The following is a 22,793-nucleotide window of genomic DNA, read 5'->3' as shown; positions in this document are numbered from 1 at the left end:
CGGTGGGCCTGTAGCTCAATTGGTTAGAGCAGGGTGCTCATAACGCCTTGGTTGGGGGTTCAAGTCCCTCCGGGCCTACCAGATTCAACACAAAGCCAGACTCAACATAAAATTTGGCTTCGGCCCTGTTCCTTTGCTTAGACAAGCAAAGACAAGGCCAGCCAGCCAGCGCATTCGGCGGCCAGTTGGACGGCACCCAGCACGTCCCCGGTTTGGCCACCAATCAGCCGTTTGGCCTGATATCTGAGGGCAAGCGCAGCGCATAGCATGGCGGTCAGGACGATGAAACCCTGTGTTCCCAGTGTCAAAACGCTGACCGAGGCGATTGCGAATCCAACGAATGGCCGCCATCCGCCGCGTTCATGGGCGCTGTGACCCATGCCATCGCTGCGCGCCGGTGACAATGTTTCCTGAACCAGCAACATGCAACCACGGCTGGCGGCCATCATCGCCAGCAAAGGCCAAAGCACGTAACCCGCTGCAAAAACCGCCAGCATTGCTTGCGCCTTGAGCGCCAGTGTCAGGCCAAGCGCCAGCACACCATAGCTGCCAATCCGGCTGTCGCGCATGATTTCGAGACGGTGTTTTTTGTCGCGCCCCCCGCCAAGCCCATCAGCCAGATCAGCCATTCCGTCTTCGTGCATGGCTCCGGTCAACAAAACGCCAATCGCCACCACCAAAAGCGCGGTGATGCCTGGGTGAAATCCCAGAAACGCCGCGCCGCTAGCGAACAAGGCCATCACCAGACCAAGCCCCAAACCGATAACCGGATAGGCCCATCGCGCATCTGGCAGGCTGGGAATCGGCTCCCGCAGCGTGCCCATTGGCACGCGCGTCAGCAACATGCCCGCCAGTCTCAGCTCTTGCAGGCGGCGGGCAAAGGGGGTCATGCGTCAGACACTCCGGCTTCGGCAAAGGTGGCCATGCCGTTATGACAGGCCAAGGCGCTGCGCAAAATGCCCAAGGCCAACGCGGCACCAGAGCCTTCACCAAGGCGCATATCAAAGTCCAGAACCGGGGTTTTGTTCATGGCAAACAATAGCTTTTGATGGCCGGGCTCAACGCTGCGATGACCGACAAGGCAGTGGTCAAGCAAGCTTGGGTCAACAGCGAAAAGTGGTGCCGTCGCTGCCGTGCAAATATAGCCATCCAGCAGAACCGGAATGCGCGCGGCACGCGCCGCAAGAACTGCGCCACAAATCGCGGCCTGTTCGCGCCCGCCCAAAGTGCTTAGAATCTCAAGCCCGTTGGCATCGCCATGCAAAGCGACGGCGCGTTCGACAACATCAACCTTACGCTTGACGCCTTCATCATCAGAACCGGTCCCGCGACCCACCCAATCCAAGGCGGTCCCACCAAAGACCGCATGGGCCAAGGCCGCGGCCACTGTGGAATTTCCAATGCCCATCTCGCCAAGAATCAGAATGTCAGCATCCAGATCGACCGCAGCGGCCCCGGCATTGATCGCGCTCAGCGTTTCTTCGGCTGACATGGCCGGATGCACTGTGAAATCCCGGGTCGGATTGTCCAAGTTCAAAGCAATGACCGACAAATCGGCCCCGTTGGCCTGACAAAGCTGATTGATCGCTGCGCCGCCCGCTTCGAAATTGGCGACCATTTGCACGGTCACCTCTTGTGGGAACGGGTTTACGCCTTGCGCACAGACGCCGTGGTTTCCCGCAAAAATAAGCGCTTGTGCCTTGTTGATCACTGGCGTTTCGACAGCTTGCCAACCGGCCATAAAGATCGCCAATTCCTCAAGGCGACCCAGGGCACCGGGGGGTTTGGTCAGGCTATCCTGGCGCGCACGGGCGGCGTCAGCGGCGGCATTGTCGACTTGCGGCAGATCCGCAACCTTATCTTTCAACGCATCCAACGCCGTCAGTTCAAATTTCGATGTCATTGGGTTTCACCTTCAATGGATAGCCAGCCACGGCGAGATACAGTTCCTCGCAGGCCTGGGCAATGATCTGATTGACGCGGCCCGCCTCATCACGAAACCGACGCGCCAGCGCGTTCTCGGGGACGATGCCGCCGCCAACTTCGTTTGTGACCAAGACCACAGGGGCGGTTTGCGTCGTGATAGCTTGAGCAAGCGCGCGCGCCTCGGCCTCAATCTCACGCTCATGATGCATCATGTTGGACACCCATAGGGTCAGGCAATCTAGCAGGCGCGGCCCCTGCCCGTCTGTGTCGCGCAAGGCCTGCCCAACGTTCAAAGGTTCCGCTACGGTGCGCCATTCCGGCCCGCGCCGTTCCTGATGCAAGGCAATGCGATCTTCCATCTCGGCGTCAAAAGCCTGGGCGGTGGCAATATAGACCGGCGGCAACTGGATTTCAGCGGCCAAACGTTCGGTAATACGCTCGGCAATGACGCTTTTCCCTGATCGGGCCCCGCCGGTTATCAGTATCGACTTGCTCATGGCGCTATGAAAAAGCAGAAACAGAGCGCGAGCGAAAGAGGAATAACGACAGTGCAAGACCATGTCGCGACAGAGATCTTTTTGATACGGCATGCGCCTGTCATTCAGGATGGTCGTGTTTATGGTCGCCGCGATATTGCGGCGGATTGCAGTGATTCCGATCATTTTGCGCGGCTGCGCTCTGCTTTGCCAACCATGGACCGCGTTCTGTCCAGCCCAGCACAGCGTTGCATTGAAACGAGCGCGGCCATCTGGCCCGATGCCAATCCCGTGTTGGAACCGGCTTTGTGGGAACAGGATCTGGGTGATTGGGAGGGGCAACCCTATGCTGCCCTGCCCGATCTCGGACCGATGGATGGCCAAGACTTGGCATCCTTTGCGCCCCCAAATGGCGAAAACTTTCTGGATGTCTGTGCGCGGGTAGACCCAGTTTTGGCCGATCTGCCCTCGGGCAAGACCGCGATTGTCGCCCATGCCGGCAGTATCCGAGCGGCGCTTTCGGTTGTTTTGGGCGGTGTACCCACAGCGCTGCGTTTTGATATTGCAAACCTGTCAGTGACCCGCCTTACGAAACTGCAAGGGGGCGTTTTCTGCATCAATGACGTCAATCGCTGCATATGAGAGCTGTATTCAAACCGTCTCGGGCCAAGATCACATCCGTCGCCGGCCATTTCGGAGAGCTTTTGCAAGGGCGTCTCGGCAAGGACGGGCCGTTGGTACTGGTCACCCTACCCTGCCCGAGTTTGGCGGTACACGCCCGGGCGATCCCAGCCGCGCAATACCACCTGTTCAGCGGGCAACGGATTTCCGACACCGTATCGGCACGGCGTTTTCTAAACCACCTCAATTGCCCTGCCCAATTCCGCTTTACCTTGCGCGCCGACATGCCACCGGGTGGCGGTGCCGGAGCGTCGACCGCCGCTCTTGTTGCGCTGGCAAGGCTTGCCGGTACAGCCGCAACACCGCACAATATAGCCAAAGCCTGCCTCGCGATCGAAGGTGCGACCGATCCGCTGATGTTTTCGAGCCCGGAACGCCTCCTTTGGGCCTCACGTCGGGCCGAAACAATCGCGCAACTGCCCGCTTTGCCGCGCTTTGAGGTCATTGGCGGGTTCTGGGGCCCTTGCCAAAGAACAAAGGCCAGTGACGTGAATTTCGCCGATATCAGCGACCTGGTTTCGGCTTGGAAAACACTTTCGCCGCAATCCCCCGTGGAAGAACTGGCAGAACTGAGTTCGGAATCAGCCCGTCGTAATCTGGCTTTGCGCAGCGCGGCCCAAGACCCGACGCCAGACTTGGCCAAAGCCCTGGGTGCTGCCGGCTACGTCATTGCACATACCGGGGCCGCGCGCGGCTTTGTCTTCCCACGCGGAGGTACCCCCAAACATGGCGCGGCACTGCTGCGCGAAGCGGGTTTGCGCCAAATAACCCAGTTTGGTGCCGGAGGGCCATCATGAGTTGGCCGCTTGCCATGATCTTCGCCCTAGCCCTAGACGCCCTGATCGGCTGGCCGGACCCGATTTTCCGTCGCATTGGCCATCCGGTGACCTGGATTGGACGCCTGATTTCCATGTTAGAGCAAAAAGGTAATGTCGGCAGCCCAACGAAACGGTTCCTCGCCGGCAGCCTGACAACACTGGTCACCTTGGCCATAACGACCCTTTGCGCGATTCTATTAACCATTGCACTGCCAGAAAACAGGCTCGGCACCTTGATCGCCGGGTTCCTAGCATGGCCCCTCGTCGCGGCGCGCTCGATGTATACCCATGTGCGTGACGTGGTCATCCCCTTGGAACGTGGCGATATAACCCGAGCGCGACACGCTGTTTCGATGATCGTGGGCCGCGATCCGTCTCAACTGGACTCTGCAGGTGTGTCTCGTGCCGCGCTGGAAAGCCTGGCCGAGAACAGTTCGGATGGAATCGTTGCACCAGTTTTCTGGGGCGCGCTGTTCGGCCTGCCCGGAATTGCCGCCTATAAGGCGATCAATACGCTGGATTCCATGATCGGACACCGCAATGAGCGCTATGAGTATTTCGGCAAAGCTGCCGCGCGGTTGGACGATCTGGTCAATTTGCTGCCATCCCGCCTGACCGGCCTGCTTTTTGCTCTGACCTCAAAGCGCCCCGGTGTAGCGCTGCGTTGCATCCTGGCAGATGCACGCAAGCACCGTTCCCCCAATGCGGGCTGGCCCGAAAGCGCCCTTGCCGGTGCCTTGGGCATTCGCCTGTCTGGTCCACGGGTCTACGGTGATCACATGTCCGACGAACCCTGGGTCAACGGCTCTTGCCCGGATCCGGACGCCATGGCGATACGTCGCGGATTGCGTCTCTATACGATTGCACTGCTTGCTTTGACCCTCGGGCTTGCTCTATGGGCCTTGTTCTGAGGGGGACAGAAATGCGCGATCACGGTGGCAATATCGATTGGGCCATGGCCCATTTTGGCGGTGACCCTAGCCGTTGGATCGACCTGTCGACTGGGATAAACCGGGTGCCTTACCCGATGCCCGCAGTCTCTCCCGCCGCATCGCAGGCCCTGCCCACCCGCGCCAGTATTGAGGCGCTGATCTCGGCCGCCGCCCGCGCCTATCGCTGGTCCGGGTCGATCCTGCCTATGGCCGGCGCTCAAGCGGCCATTCAACTTTTGCCCCGCCTTATCACCCCCGGCACCGCGCGCGTCCTTGCCCCGACCTATAACGAACACGCCGCCTGCCTATTGGCGGCTGGCTGGCAGGTTGAGGAAGTCGCCACACTGCGGGATCTGGCCGGAGCCGATCTGGCAGTGGTCGTGAACCCGAACAACCCGGATGGTCAAAGCTTTGCCCCGTCCGATTTGATCGCCCTCACCGACCAGGTTGGCCACCTTGTGGTGGATGAAAGCTTTGCCGATCCGCGCCCAGATCTGAGCCTTACCTCGGTCGGAACCCACCCGGAAAATCTCTATATTTTGCGTAGCTTTGGCAAGTTTTTCGGGCTGGCCGGGATTCGCTTGGGTTTCGTCCTTGGCAGTGCTGCCAATGTGGCAAAATTGGCTGAAATCTCCGGCCCATGGCCCGTGTCCGGCATCGCAATTGAGGTTGGCCAAAAAGCCCTGAGCGATGATACCTGGGCGCAAGAGACCATCACCCGCCTACGGGCAGAAACAAGCGAAATTGACAGCATGGCAAAGGGCAAAGACTGGACCTTGGTCGGGGGGACAGAATTGTTCCGTCTTTATAAAACTCCGAATGCCAAAGAGGCGCAGGAGCATCTCGCCCGCCACCATATCTGGAGCCGGATTTTCCCCTGGTCACAAAGTTGCATTCGATTAGGCCTGCCGGGAAGCCAGGATGAATGGGCGCGGTTGCAGGAGGCCATGGCGTGAAGTTCGACACCCCTCATCAGAGCTGCCTTCAAGACCTGTTGGAGTGGCGCCGCGATGTGCGTCACTTTGACGGTCGCGCGGTTCCAGAGCACCTGCTCGACAAGCTAAAAGACGCCATGGAACTGGCCCCTTCGGTCGGAAATGCCCGACCTTGGCGCGTCTTGCGCATCGAAACACCTGCCCTTCGCCAGCAAATCCGCGACGTGTTCGAAGCCAGCAATGCCGACGCCGCGCAAAGCTACCAAGGGGAGGATCGTCAAAAATACGACGCTCTGAAACTGGCTGGTTTGGACATTGCACCGGTGCAATTGGCTATCTTTACCGAAACGGACCCCGAAGAAGGCCGTGGCTTGGGCCGCAAAACCATGCCGGAAACGCTGGCGCAATCCACATCCATGGCGATCTTTAGCCTCTGGCTCACCGCGCGAAGCCACAATCTGGGGGTTGGCATGGTGTCTATCCTCGACCCGCAGCGTGTGATCGATATTTTGGACGTGCCCGCGACGTGGCAGTTCAACGCCTATCTCTGCATCGGCTATCCCAGTTTCACCGATGACACGCCGCTCTTGCATCGCGCTGGCTGGCAGGAAAACACGCCAACCCTGTGGCAAAAACGATAGTTTCCCTACCGGGCCAAAGCCAAAATTCCATCTACGTCAATATGTTGGCACATATGTTCAGCCAGGACATCCAAGGTCTCATCCACGGTTTGCGCGTAGCTTGCGACACTGGATGTCCCACCTAGCCTTTCGACAAAGGCCTTGCGAAATTGATCTGAGGAAAACAACCCGTGCAGATACGTGCCCATGATTTTGCCATCACTCGATTGTGCGCCCTCGGCGGTTCCATCAACGAAGGCAAAGGGCCGGTCACGATCAGGGCCATCACTGCGGCCGATATGGATTTCGTAACCGCTCATTTCGGCGCCGGAGTCGGCATGGCGCGCAGCGACGCGGGTCAGGCGTTTGTCATCGGTCATTTCCGTTTCAACCTGTAACAGCCCCAGACCAGCATCCCGACCGGCTAGCCCTTCGATCCCTTGTGGGTCGGAGATAACCGTTCCAAGCATCTGATACCCGCCACAAATTCCCAAAACATGCCCGCCACGCCGGACATGTGCCTGCAGGTCGATATCCCATCCTTGGGCGCGCAGAAACGCGAGGTCTCCTCGGGTGGATTTGCTTCCTGGTAGGATCACAAGATCGGTGTCGCCGGGAATGGCCTCGCCAGGAGAGAGCATGGTCAGGTCCACATCCGGTTCCTGCGCCAGAGGATCAAGATCATCAAAATTGGCTATCCGTGACAGGCGCAGGCACACCACCCGCAACCCCTGCCCTTTAGCACGTTTTGGCAAATCCAACGCATCTTCGGCTGGGAGTTTGTAAGCATCTGCAAAGAAGGGCAAAACACCGTAGCCCTGCCACCCAGTGATGGTCTCAATGAGCTTGTAACCATCCTCAAAAAGCGACGGGTCGCCGCGGAATTTGTTGATCAAAAACCCTTTGATCTGGGCGTTATCCTGATCATCAAGGACCGCTTGCGTGCCTTTGATCTGAGCAAAAACGCCTCCGCGATCAATATCTCCGGCCAAAAGGACCGGCACATTTGCAGCGCAGGCAAACCCCATATTGGCAATGTCACCAGCCCGCAAATTGACCTCTGCCGGGCTGCCGGCACCTTCGACCAAAACGAGGTCATGCTGGTCTCGAAGACGAGTAAAACTGTCGAGAACGCTCTCCATCAATCGCGGTTTAAGGTTGGAGTATTCTCTTGCCTTACAAGTGGTTAGTCGGCGACCTTGAACTACTACCTGAGCACCTACATCGGTTTCAGGCTTTAGAAGGATCGGGTTCATATCCGTATGCGGTTCCAACCCACAAGCCTGCGCCTGCAAGGCCTGCGCCCGCCCAATTTCACCGCCATCCGCCGTCACGGCGGCATTGTTGGACATGTTTTGCGGTTTGAACGGAGCGACAGACAATCCCCGATTGCGCGCCGCGCGACACAGGCCCGCCACCAACATGGACTTGCCCACATTCGAGCCCGCCCCTTGGATCATCAAAGCCTTGCTCATCCCCGCACGACTTCTGGATCAAGAAAGGCCTCAACCGCAGCCGAGGCAATCACGATAACATTGCCCGTATCGGGGTTGGTCACATTCAAGCCGCCGCTAACCGCCTTTACGGTCACGGATCCCCGCGGCAGGTTTTCACGCAACGCGTCACAATCGACCTGATCGGGTTCTTGAACACCCACAGTGACTTGCACGGACATCTTCATGTGGTCGATACCCAAGGTATCAAACATGGGAATCGAGGAATGGCGAATGGCGTCCTCGATCGCGCGCGCAGCGGCCTTGGTGTAGTTCTGGCCGTATTGATCATTGCCGCTGCCCATTTCGATAATGAACCGCTGCATCTAACCCTCCATCTCGAAACTGACGGAAATCGCGATATTCGCCATAACGGTCGGCTTGCCGCCATCCTGACGCGGAATGTCCAAGCCGCCTTTGCTCACGTGAACAGACACCTGCCCATAAGGGAACACTCTCGCCACTTTGTCCACATCCACCTGATCCGGGGCAGCGACGGCCACATCCACGTCGATCAACATGTCGGACTTTTCGCGCCCGAAAAGCTCGGCCAGATTGATCGAATTATGCCACAGCGCGTTTTCAACACCGCGCATAGCCGCTTGAGTGTAATCCTGTCGCCGAAGCGATGACCCAAAGCCAAATTCCGTTAGCAACCGCTTGCGTGGCATCAGAATTCCACCCCTTTTTGACCTTTGATCCCCGAGCGGAACGGATGTTTGACCAAGGTCATCTCGGTCACAAGATCGGCAATTTCAATTAGCTCTTCCTTGGCGTTACGCCCTGTCAAACACACATGGGTCATGTCCGGTTTTTCGGTCTTAAGGAATTCGACCACCTCAGCGATGTCGAGATAGTCATAACGCAGGGCGATGTTGATCTCATCCAGAAAAACGAAATTGATCTCAGGATCACGGATCAATTCCTTGGCCTTTTCCCAACCCTTTTTTGCGGCGGCAATGTCGCGCTCTTTGTCCTGAGTTTCCCAGGTAAACCCTTCTCCCATCGCGTAAAACTGGCAAAGATCGGGGAAGTTTTTTTCGATCAGGCTCCGCTCGCCGGTTTGCCAGGCCCCTTTGATGAATTGGACGACGGCGCAGGGCATTTCATGCGCGATACAGCGCAAAATCATGCCGAACCCAGAGGAAGATTTGCCCTTACCCGCCCCGGTATGGACGATAATCAGACCTTTTTCGCCCTCTTTCTTGGCCATGATCTTGTCACGCGCAGCTTTCTTCTTGGCCATCTTCATTGCGTGGCGTTCTGAATCGGCACTCATCCCGGCTCTCCTCGTTTCGGCTCAGGCCCGGAGTTGAAACGCAGCCTTTCCGGCCTGTCAATGGGGACTGTTTCCGGTTGAGGTCGAAAACGCGTAGCACCATTCGCCTGCTCGCTTTCGTCGCGAGCCCACCAATTCCCCCACAACGCACCGTTAGCGACAACATCCCAAGCGATCCGCGGCGCTAAGCACAAATCCCGACCAAAACCGTTGCGACATGTCGTTTTTCATCCTCAAATCGCCCCCTGTGACGCTTGACAAATACAGGCCTGAGCGATCATTTGGCCCGGCTGGTTCCTGTTTCACAACAGGCGAAGAGGGAATGTGTGAGATCAGCATTGATCGAAGCACAGCCGCCCCCGCGACCGTGACCGGAAAGGATGCTGCGCCACTGGCTAGAAGGCCGGGAAGGTGGGCAATCCGTTGGGGCCTATCAGGCGTCTGAATCCGCAAGCCGGGAGACCTGCCAGCGCGAATGATTGCAACGGGCGAACGGGGTGTTTCGCGACCGGCTTGGCAGAGTTTTGGCTCTCTTTGCTGGCAGACCTCGTCGTTCTGGAAAGGACGAATTGGATGGCCGAGGTCACCTTGACAGTATGCACCACCTGCCGCGCAGGTGCCCCAACCGATGAAGAAGGCCCCCGTGCCGGGCAGCTGCTATATGATGCACTAAACGCCCAGGATCTGCCGGAAGGGGTCACTTTGCGCCCTGTTGAATGCCTGTCGGCCTGCACACGCGGCTGTTCCATGGTGTTGTCTGGCGGGGCGGAACGGTGGACGTATGTGTACGGAGATCTGAAAGCCGATGAGCATGTCGACGATATTCTCACCGGGGCACGCGCTTATGCAGCAACGGATGACGGCCTGGTCCCATGGCGTGAACGCCCCGTGGTGTTTCGCAAACAATCGGTAGCCCGCATCCCTCCAATCATTTCCAAAGAGCAGGACAACAAGAAATGACCAACCTGAACAAAATCCCTGTCACGGTCATCACCGGCTTTTTGGGCGCAGGAAAAACCACACTTATTCGCCACCTAATGCAAAACCCGCAAGGCAAACGGCTGGCCGTATTGGTCAATGAGTTCGGAACAGCGGGTGTAGACGGTGACATCCTCAAAAGCTGCGCAGATGAAAACTGTCCGGAAAACAATATCATGGAGCTGTCCAACGGCTGTATATGCTGCACCGTGGCCGATGATTTCATCCCAACCATCGAAGCCCTGATGGCCCTGCCAGAAACGCCCGAGCACATCCTGATCGAAACCTCTGGCCTGGCCCTGCCCAAGCCTTTGCTCAAGGCTTTTGATTGGCCCGCGATCAAATCGCGCATCACCGTTGACGGCGTGATTGCACTGGCGGATGCCGAGGCTGTCGCCTCCGGTCAGTTCGCCCCGGATCTGGACGCAGTCCATGCACAGCGCGAGGCCGATGACTCTCTGGATCATGAAACGCCGCTTTCTGAGGTTTTCGAGGATCAGATTGCTTGCGCCGATATTATCCTGATGTCCAAGGCGGACCTTGCAGGCGAAGAGGGGCTGGCCAAGGCGCGCGCCGTGATTGAGGCTGAAACACCCCGCAAGCTGCCGATCATCCCTATGACCGAAGGTGTTGTTGACCCCCGAGTGATCCTGGGCCTGGAAGCCGCAGCCGAGGATGATCTGAACAACCGTCCCAGCCACCATGATCACCATCATGACAACCACGACGATGATCATGATCACCATCACCATGATCACGACCATGATGACTTTGACAGTATCGTTGTGGAATTGGGCGAGATCGCGAACCCGGACCAGTTGCAAAACAACATCGAGCGCCTGGCCAACGAACAGAACATTCTGCGCGTAAAAGGCTATGTTGCCGTGCAAGGAAAGCCCATGCGCATGTTGGTTCAGGCCGTAGGTGCCCGCGTTCGTGCACAATTTGACCAGCCGTGGGGCGCGCAGGAACGTCGCACGCAATTGGTTGTGATTGCAGAACACGACAATATCGACGAAACCGCGATCCGTCAGGTTCTGGAGGCCTAAACCAAATGCATGTCGTCTTTCGCGAAAGCCACGGGCTTGAAGAAACGGATACACCGCAGGATCTCGGGCAGACGCCCGCGGATCTGGTGGTGCTGTCCTTTTCTGACAGCGACCTCGGGGCTTTTGCAGCGGGATGGCATCGGGCCAATGGTGCGCTTCCCAGCCTGAGGCTGGCCAATATCGTTGCGCTCAAACACCCTTTGTCGGTCGATACCTATGCCGAACAAACCCTGGTTGGGGTCAAAGCGGTTTTGGTGCGCCTGATCGGTGGCGAAAGCTATTGGCCCTATGGGTTGGCGGTGTTGCAGGATATGGCGCGCCGCAACGGCTTTGCCTTGGCAGTCCTACCGGCGGATGGTCGTCCAGACGCGCGGTTGGACGAGGTTTCGACCCTTCCGGTATCCACATTGCGACAGTTGCAAAGGCTCTGCGATGCCGGGGGAGCCGTGGCAGCGCAGGCCGCCCTTGCGCAATTGTCTTTGGCGGCGGGCCTTTATGCGGGGCCGGTTACTGGCGAAAAGCATGTTCCGGATATGGGGTACTATCACCCAGCATCTGGCGTGTGCGGCAAGCCTGCCTCCGACCGCCCGGTTGTTCCCGTCACCTTTTACCGTTCCTATCTCACATCTGCCGACACCTCGCCGGTTGACGCCCTGATCGACGCGCTCGAGCAGCGCGGTTTTTGTGCCGTCGGCATGTTCGCCCCCAGCCTCAAGGCACCGGGCGCGGGCACCTGGTTGCGTCAGGAACTGGCGTCGTTGAATCCAGCCGCCATCGTCAACGCTACTGCCTTTTCAGCGCAGGGTGCAGATGGCGCGGCCTCGCCTCTTAACGAAACCGGCTGCCCGGTGTTTCAGGTCGCCCTGTCGACAGCGCGCAAAAAGGACTGGGCAACAGCGGATCGCGGTCTTTCGCCCGCCGATTTGGCCATGCATGTGGTGCTGCCCGAGGTGGACGGGCGCATTTTCACCGGTGTGGCCAGCTTCAAACAGCCCGGTCGCAAGGATGACGCGCTGGAATATTCCCGCTTTGCCCATCGCGCTGATCCCACCCGAATTGACGCGGTCGCTGACAAAGTCCTGCGCTGGCACAATCTGGCAAGCAAACCGCAGAAAGAGAAAAAGCTGGCCTTGGTGCTGTCCACCTATCCCGGCAAGCAGCATCAACTGGCCCATGCGGTGGGGTTGGATGCTTTGGCGTCATGTACTGAAATCATGCGCGAATTATCCGCCTCAGGCATCAACTGTGCAGAAACTGCCGATATTGGCGCACGTTTGACCACGGAGACACTGGCTTGGCCGCTCTCCGAGTACCTGTCAGAGTTGGCAAACCTGCCACAAGGGCTGCGCGATGATTTACAGGACGCCTGGGGAGCGCCGGAGCAAGACCCATTGCTGCGCGACGGCAGTTTTCACTTCCCGGCGATCCAATCCGGTGACGTTCTTATTGCCTTGCAACCCGAGCGCAGCGATGTTGACCTGCGCGTCGACGATTACCACGATCTCGACCGCACCCCGCGCCATTCTTATGTTGCCTTCTATCTCTGGATCCGTCGCCAGATCGATGCCCTGATCCATATCGGTGCCCACGGCACACTGGAATGGCTACCGGGCAAGGCGGTCGCCCTTTCACATGCCTGCTGGCCCGAAGCGCTGATCGGCGATTTGCCGGTCATCTATCCCTTTATTGTCAACGATCCCGGCGAAGCGGCCCAAGCCAAGCGACGCATTTCAGCCGTCACAATCGGCCACCTGCCCCCGCCCCTGGCGCAGACCAAACTGCCCGAGGGCATGGGGCGTTTGGAAAGCTTGCTGGACGAGTATTCGACAGCCGATGGGCTTGATCCAGCGCGACGAGATCGCCTGATCGGTGACATCAGGTCTGAGGCACAAGCTTCGGGTGTCGAGCAGGATCTTGGGCTGAGCTCAGACACTTCTGCCGCCGAAGCCATCACCCTGATCGATGCCTTTGTTTGCGACATCAAGGAAAGCCAATATGGCGACGGGTTGCATATTTTTGGCACCGGCGATTGCGGGGCCGAGGAAAGAGCCGGGCTCTCATCAGCCCTGCTGGGCCGCCTCGTGACACCTGGACCATCCGGGTCTCCGTTTCGCGGGCGCACAGATGTCATGCCCACGGGACGCAACCTGTTCACAACCGATCCTCGTGCGGTTCCGTCTCGATCTGCTCATGCGCAAGGGGTCAAACTGGCCGAAGAATTGCTGCGTCGCCACCTGCAAGATCACGGCGATTGGCCGCGCAATCTGGTGATCGACCTTTGGGGCTCCGCCACCATGCGCACAGCGGGTGAGGAATTCGCCATGGCGCTGCATCTGGCAGGCCTGTCGCCGAAATGGGATGAAGGGTCAGAGCGCGTTGGCGGGTTTGACGTCATCCCCTTGGCCCTACTTGGACGCCCGCGTATCGACATCACCTTGCGCGTGTCCGGCCTGTTCCGCGATGTGTTTCCCGGCCTCGCGCAGATGTTTGAAAAAGCGTCCGAAGTCTTGTCACAGCGCGAAGAAGCGGCGTCTGACAACCCGTATCTGGAACAACAGCCACGCGTTTTTGGGCCACGCCCGGGACAATATGGGTTGTCCATGAGCCAGCATCTCGACACCTATACAGATGAGGCGCGGCAAGCAGCAGGCGAGGCCTGGCTAAACGCCTCCAGTCACAGCATCAACGCGACCGGCGAAATCAAGGCCGACCGGCAGGCGATTGAGAAACGCGTCAAGGCAGCCGATGCCTTTGTGCACCTTCAGGACCTGCCCGAAACCGATATTCTGCTTGCCTCGGACTATGCCGCCCATGAGGCCGGGTTTGCCGCGGCAGTCGCCCGCGTCGGGGGCGAGGCCCCTGCCCTTTACCATCTTGACGCAACCCGCCCGGACAACCCCACCGCGCGTAACCTAAACGAAGAAATCGCACGCGTGACCCGCGCCCGAGCCGCCAATCCGGATTGGATCAACGGTATGATGCGTCATGGCTTTCGCGGCGCGGCAGAGATCAGCGCGACTTTGGACCACATGGCGGCCTTTGCCCATCTCGCGCAGGTGGTTCCGGCCCATCTGTTTGATCTGTTCTTTGATGCCACATTGGGCCGCTCGGACCTTGTTGAGTTTATGGCGGATGCCAATCCCGGTGCCCTGCAGGCCATGCGCGACCGCTTTCGCGCGTTGCAGGATTCCGGTCTTTGGACCACCCGCCGCAACTCGATCATTGCAACGCTGGAGGAAAGCGCATGAGCGCCGCGTCAAACGCCCCGATTGTCAAAGGCTGGTGCCCTGGTGCCCTGCGCCCAATGATGTCAGGCGACGGTTTGGTGGTGCGTATTCGCGCGCCCTTTGGTTATTTGTCACAGGAACAGGCCATTGGCGTCGCCGATCTCTCTGATCGTTACGGCTCGGGCCAGATGGATCTATCGGCGCGGGCAAATTTGCAGCTTCGCGGCGTTTCTGAGGGGAACCATCCTGATCTTTTGTCCGGTTTGCGGGAGCTTAACCTGCTTGATCCGTCCCTAGAAGTTGAGGCGCGGCGCAATATTGTCATGACACCCTATTGGGAGATCGGAGACGAAACTTTTCGCATTGCAACCCGCCTGAATGACGCGTTGCAAGCGGAGACCGCGCCACAAACACCGGGTAAGTTCGGCTATGCGGTGGATTGCAGCATGGCACCTGTGCTGGGCGATTGTTCTGCTGATATACGGATTGAACGTTGCGAGGATGGGCGGTTGATCTGTCGTCCAGATGGCCATGCATTTGGTGCTTGGGTCACCGAAAACTCGGCGGCACAAACGGCCTTGGAGCTGGCGCAATGGTTTCTGGATACCGGCGGAGCGCCAGAAAATCGCGGGCGGATGCGCGCACATCTGGCCAAGGGAGCAGTATTGCCTGAGAAGTTTTCCGAAGTGCCTGCGCCTCTCGGCGCGGCCCGTCCATGCCCGGGAATGTCTGAAAAGGGCGTATTCTTTGGTCTGGAATTTGGCGCTTTGACCAGTAACACTTTGCGCGGCTTGGCATCGCTGGGACCGCTGCGCTTGACCCCTTGGCGCATGATTTTGGTCAATTCCTGCACAAAACCGGCCGAAATCCCCGGCACCTACCTGGACCCAGAGACTCCTTTGCAACGCGCCTTTGCCTGCACGGGCGCGCCGCATTGCCCGCAGGCTCTTGGCCCGACACGACTCGTTGCGCGGTCGCTGGTTTCAATGCTAGAGCCCGGCCAAAATCTGCACGTCTCTGGCTGTGCCAAAGGCTGCGCCTTGCCCGGAAAGGCTGATCTGACACTTTGCGCCACCGGGCCTGACCGGTTTGACCTCATTCGCAATGGCCGGGCAAGCGACACCGCTGCCATGGAAAACATCTCTGCCAGCGCGCTACCTAAATACCTATCCTAGAAGAACAAAATGCCCCACACCTACGAAAAGAATGGCGCAGCGATCTACAAAGAAAGCTTTGCCACGATCCGCCGAGAAGCCGAGCTAGAGCGGTTTACCCGTGACGAAGAGCCGGTTGTCGTGCGCATGATCCACGCCCTTGGCATGGTTGGGCTCGAGGAGCATGTGCAGTTTTCCGATGGCATGGCCTCGATCGCACGCAAAGCGCTGGAAGATGGCGCGCCGATCCTTTGCGACGTTCGCATGGTATCCGAAGGCATCACCCGCCCGCGCCTGCCTGCTGACAACCAGATCATCTGCACCTTGCAGGACCCGCGTGTTCCCGAGATGGCCAAGGAAATGGGCAATACCCGTTCTGCCGCCGCGCTCGAACTTTGGCGCCCCCAGTTGGACGGCGCGGTTGTGGCCATTGGCAACGCGCCCACGGCCCTGTTTCACCTGCTGAACATGCTCGAAGACCCGAACTGCCCGCGCCCTGCGGCCATCATCGGCTGCCCGGTCGGATTTGTCGGTGCCGCTGAAAGCAAAGACGCTTTGATGCAAGACTTGCCTGTGCCCTCCATGATCTGCAAAGGACGATTGGGCGGATCGGCCATTACAGTGGCGGCGGTCAACGCCTTGGCGAGTTGGAAGGAATAAGATGGGCAAGGTTATTTGCGTCGGGCTGGGCCCCGGCGACCCCGAACTGATGAGCGTCAAGGCAGATCGTCTGATCCGGTCTGCCGGGCACGTGGCCTATTTCCGCAAAGCCGGTCGCAGCGGGCAGGCCCGCAAGATCGTGAATGGCATGATGGCCGAGGGTGTCACCGAATATCCCATGGAATACCCGGTCACGACCGAGATCCATTTCAGCGACCCAGAATATAACCGGCTCTTGGCCGAGTTCTACGATGACTGGGCCGTCAAGCTTGCCAAACTTGTTCATAGCCAAGATGTTATCGTGCTTTGTGAAGGTGATCCGTTCTTTTACGGGTCCTTCATGCACCTGCATTCCCGCCTGCAGGACAAAGCAGAAATCGAGGTCATCCCCGGCATCACCGGCATGTCAGGCTGTTGGACCGCGACAGGCATCCCGATCACCTGGGGTGACGATATTCTGACAGTCATGATGGCCACCCTTCCAGAGGAAGAGCTGACCCGCCGCGCCGCCGATACAGACGCTTTGGCGGTCATGAAAATCGGCCGAAACCTGCCCAAACTCAAACGCGCCTTGGCCGCCGCTGGCCGTTTGGACGACGCTTGGTTAATCGAACGGGGCACCATGCAGGGCCAGCGCATTGCTCGGCTGGCAGAGTCCGAGGGCGATTGGCCCTATTTCACCATCGCTGTCGTGCATGGTCAGGGGCGCCGCCCATGAGCGGTTGGGTTCAGGTCGCCGGACTTGGCCCCGGCGATGACAGGCTTGTCACTGCCGAAGTTCAGGAGGCTATTTCTCAGGCCACTGATATTGTTGGATATATCCCCTATGTGCGCCGTGTTGAACCTCGCGCAGGGCTGACCCTACATGAAAGCGACAACCGGGTTGAATTGGATCGCGCCCGCCATGCTTTGGAGATGGCCAGCCAAGGCAAACGTGTTGTGGTCGTGTCGTCGGGTGATCCCGGCGTTTTTGCCATGGCCTCGGCCCTGTTTGAGGCGGTCGAAAATGGCCCCAAAGCCTGGCAAGACCTCGATATTCGAATTCTACCCGGCATCACGGCCATGCTGGCGGCAGCGGCACAGCTGGGTGCCCCTTTGGGCCATGATTTCTGCGCCATCAATCTCAGCGACAATCTCAAACCCTGGGAGTTGATCGAAAAGCGGTTGCGACTGGCCGGACAAGCAGGCTTTGCCATGGCTTTCTACAATCCACGCTCAAAATCACGCCCGCATCAGTTTGGTCGCGCACTTGAGATTTTACGTGAAGAGTGCGGCACAAATACTCTGATTTCATTTGCAAAAGACGTCACAAAGCCAACGCAAAACCTGCTAACCGTTACCCTTGCCGAAGCTGTGCCAGAGATGGCCGATATGCGCACGGTTGTGATTGTCGGAAACGCGGACACCCGCCAGATAGGGCGTTTCGTCTACACGCCAAGGCAGGTTCAATGACCAAGCCAGCCCATGATTTGATCAACTTCGCCAAACACCAGACGCTCGGGCACCTGTGGTCGGTTGATCATGATCACCGGCAGCTTCAAGGCGCGGGCCGCCAAAATCTTGGCTTCGGCCCCGCGCCCGCCAGCGTTCTTTGCGATGATCAGGTCGATTTTGTGGCTTTGCAACAGAGCAGTGTCCTGGGCTGTGTCAAAAGGCCCGCGCGCGATCACGACACTCGTATTGGGCAGCGGCAGGTCGCCCTGCGGCGGATCAACCAACCGCAACAGATAGTGATGCTGGGGGGCCGCGGCAAAATCCGAGAGGTTTTGCTTACCAATCGCCAGAAACACACGCTTGGGCCTGTCGGGCAGCGCTGCAACAGCCTGTTCGATGCTGGCGACATTCTGCCAAATATCGCCGTCCATCGCCCGCCACGCCGGGCGTTCAAGCGCACACAAATCAACACCCGCAGCTGCACAAGCCGCAACCGCATTCCGGCTCATCTGCGCCGCAAAGGGATGGGTGGCATCGACCACATGGGTGATAGACTCTTGGCGCAAATAGGCGACAAGGCCCTCTACCCCGCCAAAGCCCCCGACGCGCGTCGGCAAAGGCTGAGCCACCGGATTAATCGTGCGCCCCGCATAGGAAAACACAGCATCACTGCCGCGCTCGGCCAAAGCGTGGGCCAATCGGCTCGCCTCGGTTGTTCCGCCAAGAATAAGGGTGCGCGCCATGTCTGAGCCCTGGTTGACCATCATCGGTATCGGCGAAGATGGCCTGAACGAGCTGAGCTCTGCAAGCCGTTCTGCGTTGGACGCGGCAGATTTTGTCTTTGGCGGCCCAAGGCATCTGGAGCTGGCAAATTTTCAGGATCGCGGACAGCCATGGCCAGTGCCGTTTTCGGTGCAACCGGTCCTCGAGCACCGCGGCAAAAACACCGTCATTCTCGTGTCCGGTGATCCGTTCTGGTATGGCGGGGGAGCGTCGATTGCGCGCCATCTAAAGCCTGATGAGTGGGTGACACACCCGGCCCCGTCGTGTTTTTCGCAAATCGCGGCGCGCAAGGGCTGGCGGATCGAGGAAACGCTGTGCCTTGGACTGCACGCCGCCCCTTTTGAGCAGCTGACCCGGCATCTCGGGCAAAAACGGCAGGTGATTTGCACATTGCGCGATGGCGAAGCACCCAAGGACTTGGCCAAGTGGTTGACGGAACACGGCTTTGGACAAAGTACGCTTGACGTAATTGAGCGACTGGGTGGGCCATTGGAAAGGCATCGCAGCAGCCCGGCCCAGGGGTTCGACCTGACGGACATTCAGGCACCAGTTGCCATCGCGCTAACCATGCAGACTGAGACGCAAGGCGGTTTTCAACAAGCTCCCGGGCGCGACGAAGATCAATTCGCCCATGACGGGCAAATCACCAAAAGCCCGGTGCGCGCCATGACCATCGCCGCATTGCAGCCGCGCTATGGCGATGTGCTTTGGGATCTTGGGGCGGGCTCTGGCTCGGTCTCGATTGAATTCCTGCTTGCCGCTGAAAAATCCCGCGCGGTCTGTGTCGAGGCGCGCGCCGACCGCGCCGCCAATATCACAGCAAACGCCAAACGGTTCGGTCTGTCCCATCGCATGAACATTGTGACCGGCAAGGCCATCGAGCAAATCGATACCCTGCTCGCGGGCAAATTTGGCCATCCCGACGCGGTGTTTATCGGCGGCGGTGCGCGCCATGACTTGCTTGAGGCGCTCTTTGCCAAATTGGCTCCGGGGACGCGTTTGGTCATCAATGCCGTAACGCTGGAAACCGAAAGCCTGTTGATTGAATGGCAGGCGCGCAAAGGCGGCGAATTGCTCAAGCTGGAACTGTCCCAGGCTGCACCGCTTGGCACCATGCGCGGCTGGGATCGCGCCCGCCCGGTCATTCAATGGAGCGTATCCCTATGAGGGTGGCCGGCATTGGATATCGCAGGGGTGCGCCCATTTCGGCCATGCGCCAAGCGCTTGAGGCGTTTGAGGTACAGGTCGATGCGCTGGCCGTTTCTGATCACAAAACGGATCGCGCGGCCCTGACCGACCTGGCGCGCCAGTTGCAAATCCCTCTTATCGCGGTTCGCCAAGACGAGCTGCGCAAACAACAAACTTTGACGCAATCACCAGCCCAATTGGCCCGGTTTGGCACCGGGTCCTTGGCTGAGGCAGCCGCATTGGCCGCGGCTGGCAAAGGGGCCATACTAAGAGGGCCGCGCGTCATCTCTCCTTGTGGTCGTGCCACAGCCGCAATTGCAGAAGGACAAACGCAATGACCGTCCATTTCATCGGTGCTGGCCCCGGGGCCGCAGACCTGATCACCTTGCGCGGGCGCGATCTGATCGCCTCTTGCCCGGTTTGCCTTTATGCCGGGTCGCTGGTTCCCGAAGCTTTGCTAAGCCATTGTCCCGAGGGGGCGCGGATCATCAACACGGCGCCTTTGTCGCTGGACGAGATTATGGCCGAAATTCAGGCGGCCCATGCCGCAGGACATGACGTGGCCCGCCTGCATTCTGGCGATCTGTCGGTCTGGTCAGCACTCGGGGAACAAACCCGCCGCCTGCGAGAATTGGACATTCCCTATGATGTCACACCAGGCGTGCCCGCCTTTGCTGCAGCTTCAGCCGCTTTGGGCGCGGAATTCACCCTGCCCGGCGTAGCTCAGTCGCTTGTCTTGACCCGAACCTCTGGGCGCGCCTCGGCCATGCCGGATGGTGAAACGCTTGAGAATTTTGCAAAAACCGGGGCGACCTTGGCCATTCACCTGTCGGTTCATGTGCTCGAAGACGTGATTGCGCGGTTGATCCCCTATTATGGCGGTGATTGCCCGGTGGCCGTGGTCTGGCGCGCCACCTGGCCCGATCAGCGCATCGTGCGCGCCACATTGGAAACTTTGGAAGAGGCCACCGGCGGAGAACGCGGGCGCACAGCCTTGATCATGGTTGGCCGCGCCATAGGTGCCGAAGAGTTCGACGAAAGCTGCCTTTATGCAGGCGATTACGACCGCCGCTACCGCCCCGTCGGCACCAATCCGCGTTTCCCGGAGGGAGTCGAATGAACGCCCCCGGATTGGTGATCTCTGCCCCGGCCTCAGGGACGGGCAAGACAACGCTGATGCTGGGGCTGCTGCGCGCCTTTTCCCAGCAGGGACTGACGGTGCAACCCTTCAAAAGCGGACCGGATTATATCGACCCGGCCTTTCACCGGGCCGCATCGGGCCGCGCCTCGGTCAACCTTGATAGCTGGGCCATGCCCAAGGGCATGATCGCGCAGCACCTGTCGGCGGCCAAGGATGCTGACCTTGTCCTGGCCGAAGGCTCCATGGGCCTGTTTGACGGTGTCGCCGTCAAGGGTGAGACCGGCAATGGCGCCAGCGCGGATGTTTCCGAAATGACCGGCTGGCCGGTGGTTTTGGTCGTCGACGTGTCAGGCCAGGCGCAATCGGCAGCAGCCACCGCCAAGGGATTTGCCAGCTTTAACCCCAATGTCAAACTGGCCGGTGTGGTATTGAACCGCGTCGCCTCCCCCCGTCACGAAGCACTGACCCGCGTTGGCATGGAAGCCATGGGGATCGAGGTTCTGGGTGCCCTGCCCCGCAAACGCGAGATTGAGATGCCTGAACGGCATTTGGGCCTTGTGCAGGCGCAGGAACAAGAAGGCCTGCAGCGCATTCTGGACGAGGCCGCCGCTTTCGTTTCCGAGCATGTTGATCTGGCGCGCCTACGCGAGGTGGCACAGCCATGTCAGATCTCACCAGGCGATACGCCTCTTATCACGCCGCCCGGCCAACGCATCGCCCTAGCACAGGATGACGCGTTTTCCTTTGTCTATCCGCACTTGGTGCAGGCCTGGCGCGCGGCGGGCGCAGAGATCATCCCGTTTTCGCCCCTTGCCGATCAAGCCCCTGATGACAGTGCTGATATCTGCTGGCTGCCCGGCGGTTACCCGGAACTGCACGCAGGCAAAATCGCGTCAGCGGCCGATTTCCGCGATGCTTTGCAAAAATTTGCCACGACCCGCCCGGTTCACGGAGAATGCGGGGGCTATATGGCCATGGGTGAGGCATTGATCGACAAGGAAGGCACACGCCACCAGATGGCAGGTTTGCTGGGCCTCGTGACCTCTTATGCCAAACGCAAGATGCATTTGGGCTACCGTCAGGCAAAACTGGCCACCCCAATGCCGGGTTTTGCGGCAGGCAAACAGTTGCGCGGTCACGAATTCCACTATTCAACCATTCTGGATCAGCCCGACGCGCCTTTGGCTTGCGTCCGCGATGCGAACGGCGCAGAAGTGCCCGAAACCGGGTCCGTGCGAGGCAATGCCAGCGGGACCTTCTTTCACCTGATCACGGAGGCCAGCACATGAGCGGTTTCGTCAGCTTTGTCTCCTCGGGCCCCGGTGACCCCGAGCTTTTGACATTGAAGGCCGTGGATCGGTTGCAAAATGCCGATGCGGTGTTGTTTGACGATCTCAGCTCGGGCCCGATCCTGGCCCATGCCCGCGATGGTGCGGATATGGTTGGTGTTGGCAAACGCGCCGGACGCCCCTCGCCAAAACAGGAACATGTCAGCCGGTTGCTGGTGGATTACGCCAAAGCGGGCAACCGGGTCGTACGTCTGAAATCCGGCGATTCCGGCGTGTTTGGCCGTCTTGAGGAGGAGCTGGTGGCGCTGCGCGAGGCCGGAATCGATTACGAAATCATTCCCGGCGTGACTGCGGCCAATGCCGCCGCGGCCGCTGCCGGTATCCCCTTGACCCGCCGCCTCACCGCGCGACGCGTGCAATTCATCACCGGCCATGACGTGACCGGGGCCCTGCCGGAAAACCTGAACATGCCCGCCCTGGCAGATCCGATGGCCACCACCGTTGTCTATATGGGACGGCGTACCTTCACCAAAATGGCCGCGATGTTGATCGAAGCAGGCCTGCCCGGCGACACACCCGCCATGCTGGCGGAATCCGTTTCAACCCCGGACCAAGCCATCAGCTTCCATACCGTGGCCGAGCTTGCCCAGGATCTCGACGGGCATCCCAGCCCCTCACCTGCCTTGATCCTCTACGGTCCACTGGCCGATCCAGACATGCAGTAACTCCG

25 protein-coding genes, 1 tRNA gene and 1 riboswitch are annotated in these 22,793 nt (G+C 59.3%); of the genes, 18 read left to right on the top strand and 8 right to left on the bottom strand.

The features are described from left to right. Window positions 1-4: 4 nt before the first annotated feature. Window positions 5-81: transfer RNA gene (locus CLV87_RS12030), tRNA-Ile, on the top strand. 56 nt (window positions 82-137) lie between these two features. Here the strand turns inward: CLV87_RS12030 and CLV87_RS12025 are convergent. From CLV87_RS12025 to cobU, 3 genes are read right to left on the bottom strand one after another with little or no spacing between them, the layout of a single operon-like run. After that, on the bottom strand, window positions 138-890 hold the full coding sequence (locus CLV87_RS12025; protein WP_099245618.1) for an adenosylcobinamide-GDP ribazoletransferase: 753 nt from the start codon (window positions 888-890) through the stop codon (window positions 138-140). Beyond that, window positions 887-1,903 (bottom strand): nicotinate-nucleotide--dimethylbenzimidazole phosphoribosyltransferase, encoded by a 1,017-nt coding sequence (gene cobT, locus CLV87_RS12020; protein WP_099245616.1) that lies wholly within the window; start codon window positions 1,901-1,903, stop codon window positions 887-889. Before cobT ends, CLV87_RS12025 begins: the two co-directional genes overlap by 4 nt. After that, window positions 1,887-2,423, bottom strand: a complete 537-nt coding sequence (gene cobU / locus CLV87_RS12015) for a bifunctional adenosylcobinamide kinase/adenosylcobinamide-phosphate guanylyltransferase (RefSeq protein ID WP_099245614.1) — start codon at window positions 2,421-2,423, stop codon at window positions 1,887-1,889. The genes cobT and cobU overlap by 17 nt, the downstream gene beginning before the upstream one ends. A gap of 51 nt (window positions 2,424-2,474) precedes the next feature. Between cobU and CLV87_RS12010 the strand changes: the two genes are divergently transcribed. Genes CLV87_RS12010 through bluB form a run of 5 tightly spaced genes read left to right on the top strand, consistent with a single transcriptional unit; the run spans window position 2,475 to window position 6,409 of the window. Next, complete coding sequence (locus tag CLV87_RS12010) at window positions 2,475-3,044, top strand: histidine phosphatase family protein (protein WP_235871915.1); 570 nt, start codon at window positions 2,475-2,477, stop codon at window positions 3,042-3,044. Beyond that, window positions 3,041-3,880 (top strand): GHMP family kinase ATP-binding protein, encoded by an 840-nt coding sequence (locus CLV87_RS12005; RefSeq protein WP_099245610.1) that lies wholly within the window; start codon window positions 3,041-3,043, stop codon window positions 3,878-3,880. The genes CLV87_RS12010 and CLV87_RS12005 overlap by 4 nt, the downstream gene beginning before the upstream one ends. Beyond that, complete coding sequence (cbiB, locus tag CLV87_RS12000; RefSeq protein ID WP_099245608.1) at window positions 3,877-4,812, top strand: adenosylcobinamide-phosphate synthase CbiB; 936 nt, start codon at window positions 3,877-3,879, stop codon at window positions 4,810-4,812. The genes CLV87_RS12005 and cbiB overlap by 4 nt, the downstream gene beginning before the upstream one ends. Before the next feature lie 11 nt (window positions 4,813-4,823). Continuing rightward, a complete protein-coding gene (gene cobD / locus CLV87_RS23885) occupies window positions 4,824-5,789 on the top strand; it encodes a threonine-phosphate decarboxylase CobD (RefSeq protein ID WP_166652745.1) in 966 nt (321 codons plus the stop codon). Then, window positions 5,786-6,409 carry a 5,6-dimethylbenzimidazole synthase gene (gene bluB / locus CLV87_RS23880; RefSeq protein ID WP_235871914.1) on the top strand — a complete coding sequence of 208 codons (624 nt, stop codon included), beginning with the start codon at window positions 5,786-5,788 and terminating at the stop codon, window positions 6,407-6,409. Before cobD ends, bluB begins: the two co-directional genes overlap by 4 nt. A 5-nt stretch (window positions 6,410-6,414) precedes the next feature. Here bluB and CLV87_RS11990 read toward each other — a convergent pair whose 3' ends face one another. Genes CLV87_RS11990 through cobO form a run of 4 tightly spaced genes read right to left on the bottom strand, consistent with a single transcriptional unit; the run spans window position 6,415 to window position 9,160 of the window. Further along, window positions 6,415-7,863 carry a cobyric acid synthase gene (locus CLV87_RS11990; RefSeq protein ID WP_099245606.1) on the bottom strand — a complete coding sequence of 483 codons (1,449 nt, stop codon included), beginning with the start codon at window positions 7,861-7,863 and terminating at the stop codon, window positions 6,415-6,417. Beyond that, entirely contained in the window at window positions 7,860-8,207 is a 348-nt protein-coding gene (locus CLV87_RS11985) for a Lin0512 family protein (protein ID WP_099245604.1), read from the bottom strand. Before CLV87_RS11985 ends, CLV87_RS11990 begins: the two co-directional genes overlap by 4 nt. Then, window positions 8,208-8,552, bottom strand: a complete 345-nt coding sequence (locus CLV87_RS11980; protein ID WP_099245602.1) for a Lin0512 family protein — start codon at window positions 8,550-8,552, stop codon at window positions 8,208-8,210. Continuing rightward, window positions 8,552-9,160, bottom strand: coding sequence for a cob(I)yrinic acid a,c-diamide adenosyltransferase (gene cobO, locus CLV87_RS11975; RefSeq protein ID WP_099245600.1), 609 nt, complete (start codon window positions 9,158-9,160; stop codon window positions 8,552-8,554). Before cobO ends, CLV87_RS11980 begins: the two co-directional genes overlap by 1 nt. A gap of 274 nt (window positions 9,161-9,434) precedes the next feature. Continuing rightward, window positions 9,435-9,645, top strand: a riboswitch (cobalamin riboswitch). An 88-nt stretch (window positions 9,646-9,733) separates the two neighbouring features. Here cobO and CLV87_RS11970 point away from each other — a divergent pair. The 7 genes from CLV87_RS11970 to cobJ are packed head-to-tail and all read left to right on the top strand — an operon-like array spanning window position 9,734 to window position 17,680. After that, a complete protein-coding gene (locus CLV87_RS11970; protein ID WP_099247718.1) occupies window positions 9,734-10,120 on the top strand; it encodes a DUF1636 family protein in 387 nt (128 codons plus the stop codon). Next, entirely contained in the window at window positions 10,117-11,187 is a 1,071-nt protein-coding gene (gene cobW, locus CLV87_RS11965; RefSeq protein ID WP_099245598.1) for a cobalamin biosynthesis protein CobW, read from the top strand. Before CLV87_RS11970 ends, cobW begins: the two co-directional genes overlap by 4 nt. 5 nt (window positions 11,188-11,192) lie before the next feature. Beyond that, window positions 11,193-14,435, top strand: a complete 3,243-nt coding sequence (cobN, locus tag CLV87_RS11960; RefSeq protein WP_099245596.1) for a cobaltochelatase subunit CobN — start codon at window positions 11,193-11,195, stop codon at window positions 14,433-14,435. Beyond that, complete coding sequence (locus tag CLV87_RS11955; RefSeq protein ID WP_099245594.1) at window positions 14,432-15,589, top strand: precorrin-3B synthase; 1,158 nt, start codon at window positions 14,432-14,434, stop codon at window positions 15,587-15,589. Before cobN ends, CLV87_RS11955 begins: the two co-directional genes overlap by 4 nt. 9 nt (window positions 15,590-15,598) lie before the next feature. Beyond that, window positions 15,599-16,228, top strand: a complete 630-nt coding sequence (locus CLV87_RS11950) for a precorrin-8X methylmutase (protein WP_099245592.1) — start codon at window positions 15,599-15,601, stop codon at window positions 16,226-16,228. Window position 16,229: 1 nt separating this feature from the next. Next, window positions 16,230-16,946, top strand: a complete 717-nt coding sequence (locus tag CLV87_RS11945) for a precorrin-2 C(20)-methyltransferase (RefSeq protein WP_099245590.1) — start codon at window positions 16,230-16,232, stop codon at window positions 16,944-16,946. Further along, window positions 16,943-17,680 carry a precorrin-3B C(17)-methyltransferase gene (gene cobJ, locus CLV87_RS11940; protein WP_099245588.1) on the top strand — a complete coding sequence of 246 codons (738 nt, stop codon included), beginning with the start codon at window positions 16,943-16,945 and terminating at the stop codon, window positions 17,678-17,680. The genes CLV87_RS11945 and cobJ overlap by 4 nt, the downstream gene beginning before the upstream one ends. On the opposite strand, the gene CLV87_RS11935 is transcribed toward cobJ, so the two are convergent. Next, window positions 17,674-18,405, bottom strand: a complete 732-nt coding sequence (locus tag CLV87_RS11935; protein ID WP_099245586.1) for a cobalt-precorrin-6A reductase — start codon at window positions 18,403-18,405, stop codon at window positions 17,674-17,676. The two genes, cobJ and CLV87_RS11935, sit on opposite strands and share 7 nt — an antisense overlap. Here CLV87_RS11935 and cbiE point away from each other — a divergent pair. Genes cbiE through cobA form a run of 5 tightly spaced genes read left to right on the top strand, consistent with a single transcriptional unit; the run spans window position 18,404 to window position 22,788 of the window. Next, window positions 18,404-19,612 (top strand): precorrin-6y C5,15-methyltransferase (decarboxylating) subunit CbiE, encoded by a 1,209-nt coding sequence (gene cbiE, locus CLV87_RS11930; RefSeq protein ID WP_099245584.1) that lies wholly within the window; start codon window positions 18,404-18,406, stop codon window positions 19,610-19,612. The two genes, CLV87_RS11935 and cbiE, sit on opposite strands and share 2 nt — an antisense overlap. Then, window positions 19,609-19,971 carry a cobalamin biosynthesis protein gene (locus CLV87_RS11925; protein WP_208293342.1) on the top strand — a complete coding sequence of 121 codons (363 nt, stop codon included), beginning with the start codon at window positions 19,609-19,611 and terminating at the stop codon, window positions 19,969-19,971. Before cbiE ends, CLV87_RS11925 begins: the two co-directional genes overlap by 4 nt. Continuing rightward, window positions 19,968-20,753, top strand: coding sequence for a precorrin-4 C(11)-methyltransferase (gene cobM / locus CLV87_RS11920; protein WP_099245580.1), 786 nt, complete (start codon window positions 19,968-19,970; stop codon window positions 20,751-20,753). The genes CLV87_RS11925 and cobM overlap by 4 nt, the downstream gene beginning before the upstream one ends. Continuing rightward, entirely contained in the window at window positions 20,750-22,063 is a 1,314-nt protein-coding gene (locus CLV87_RS11915) for a cobyrinate a,c-diamide synthase (protein WP_099245578.1), read from the top strand. The genes cobM and CLV87_RS11915 overlap by 4 nt, the downstream gene beginning before the upstream one ends. Next, window positions 22,060-22,788: a uroporphyrinogen-III C-methyltransferase gene (cobA, locus tag CLV87_RS11910; RefSeq protein WP_099245576.1), complete on the top strand. Its 729-nt coding sequence runs from the start codon at window positions 22,060-22,062 to the stop codon at window positions 22,786-22,788. The genes CLV87_RS11915 and cobA overlap by 4 nt, the downstream gene beginning before the upstream one ends. Window positions 22,789-22,793: the final 5 nt, after the last annotated feature.

Source organism: Pelagimonas phthalicica, from assembly GCF_004364805.1.
Lineage (GTDB): Bacteria > Pseudomonadota > Alphaproteobacteria > Rhodobacterales > Rhodobacteraceae > Pelagimonas > Pelagimonas phthalicica.
This window is presented reverse-complemented; position numbering and strand designations above follow the sequence as displayed.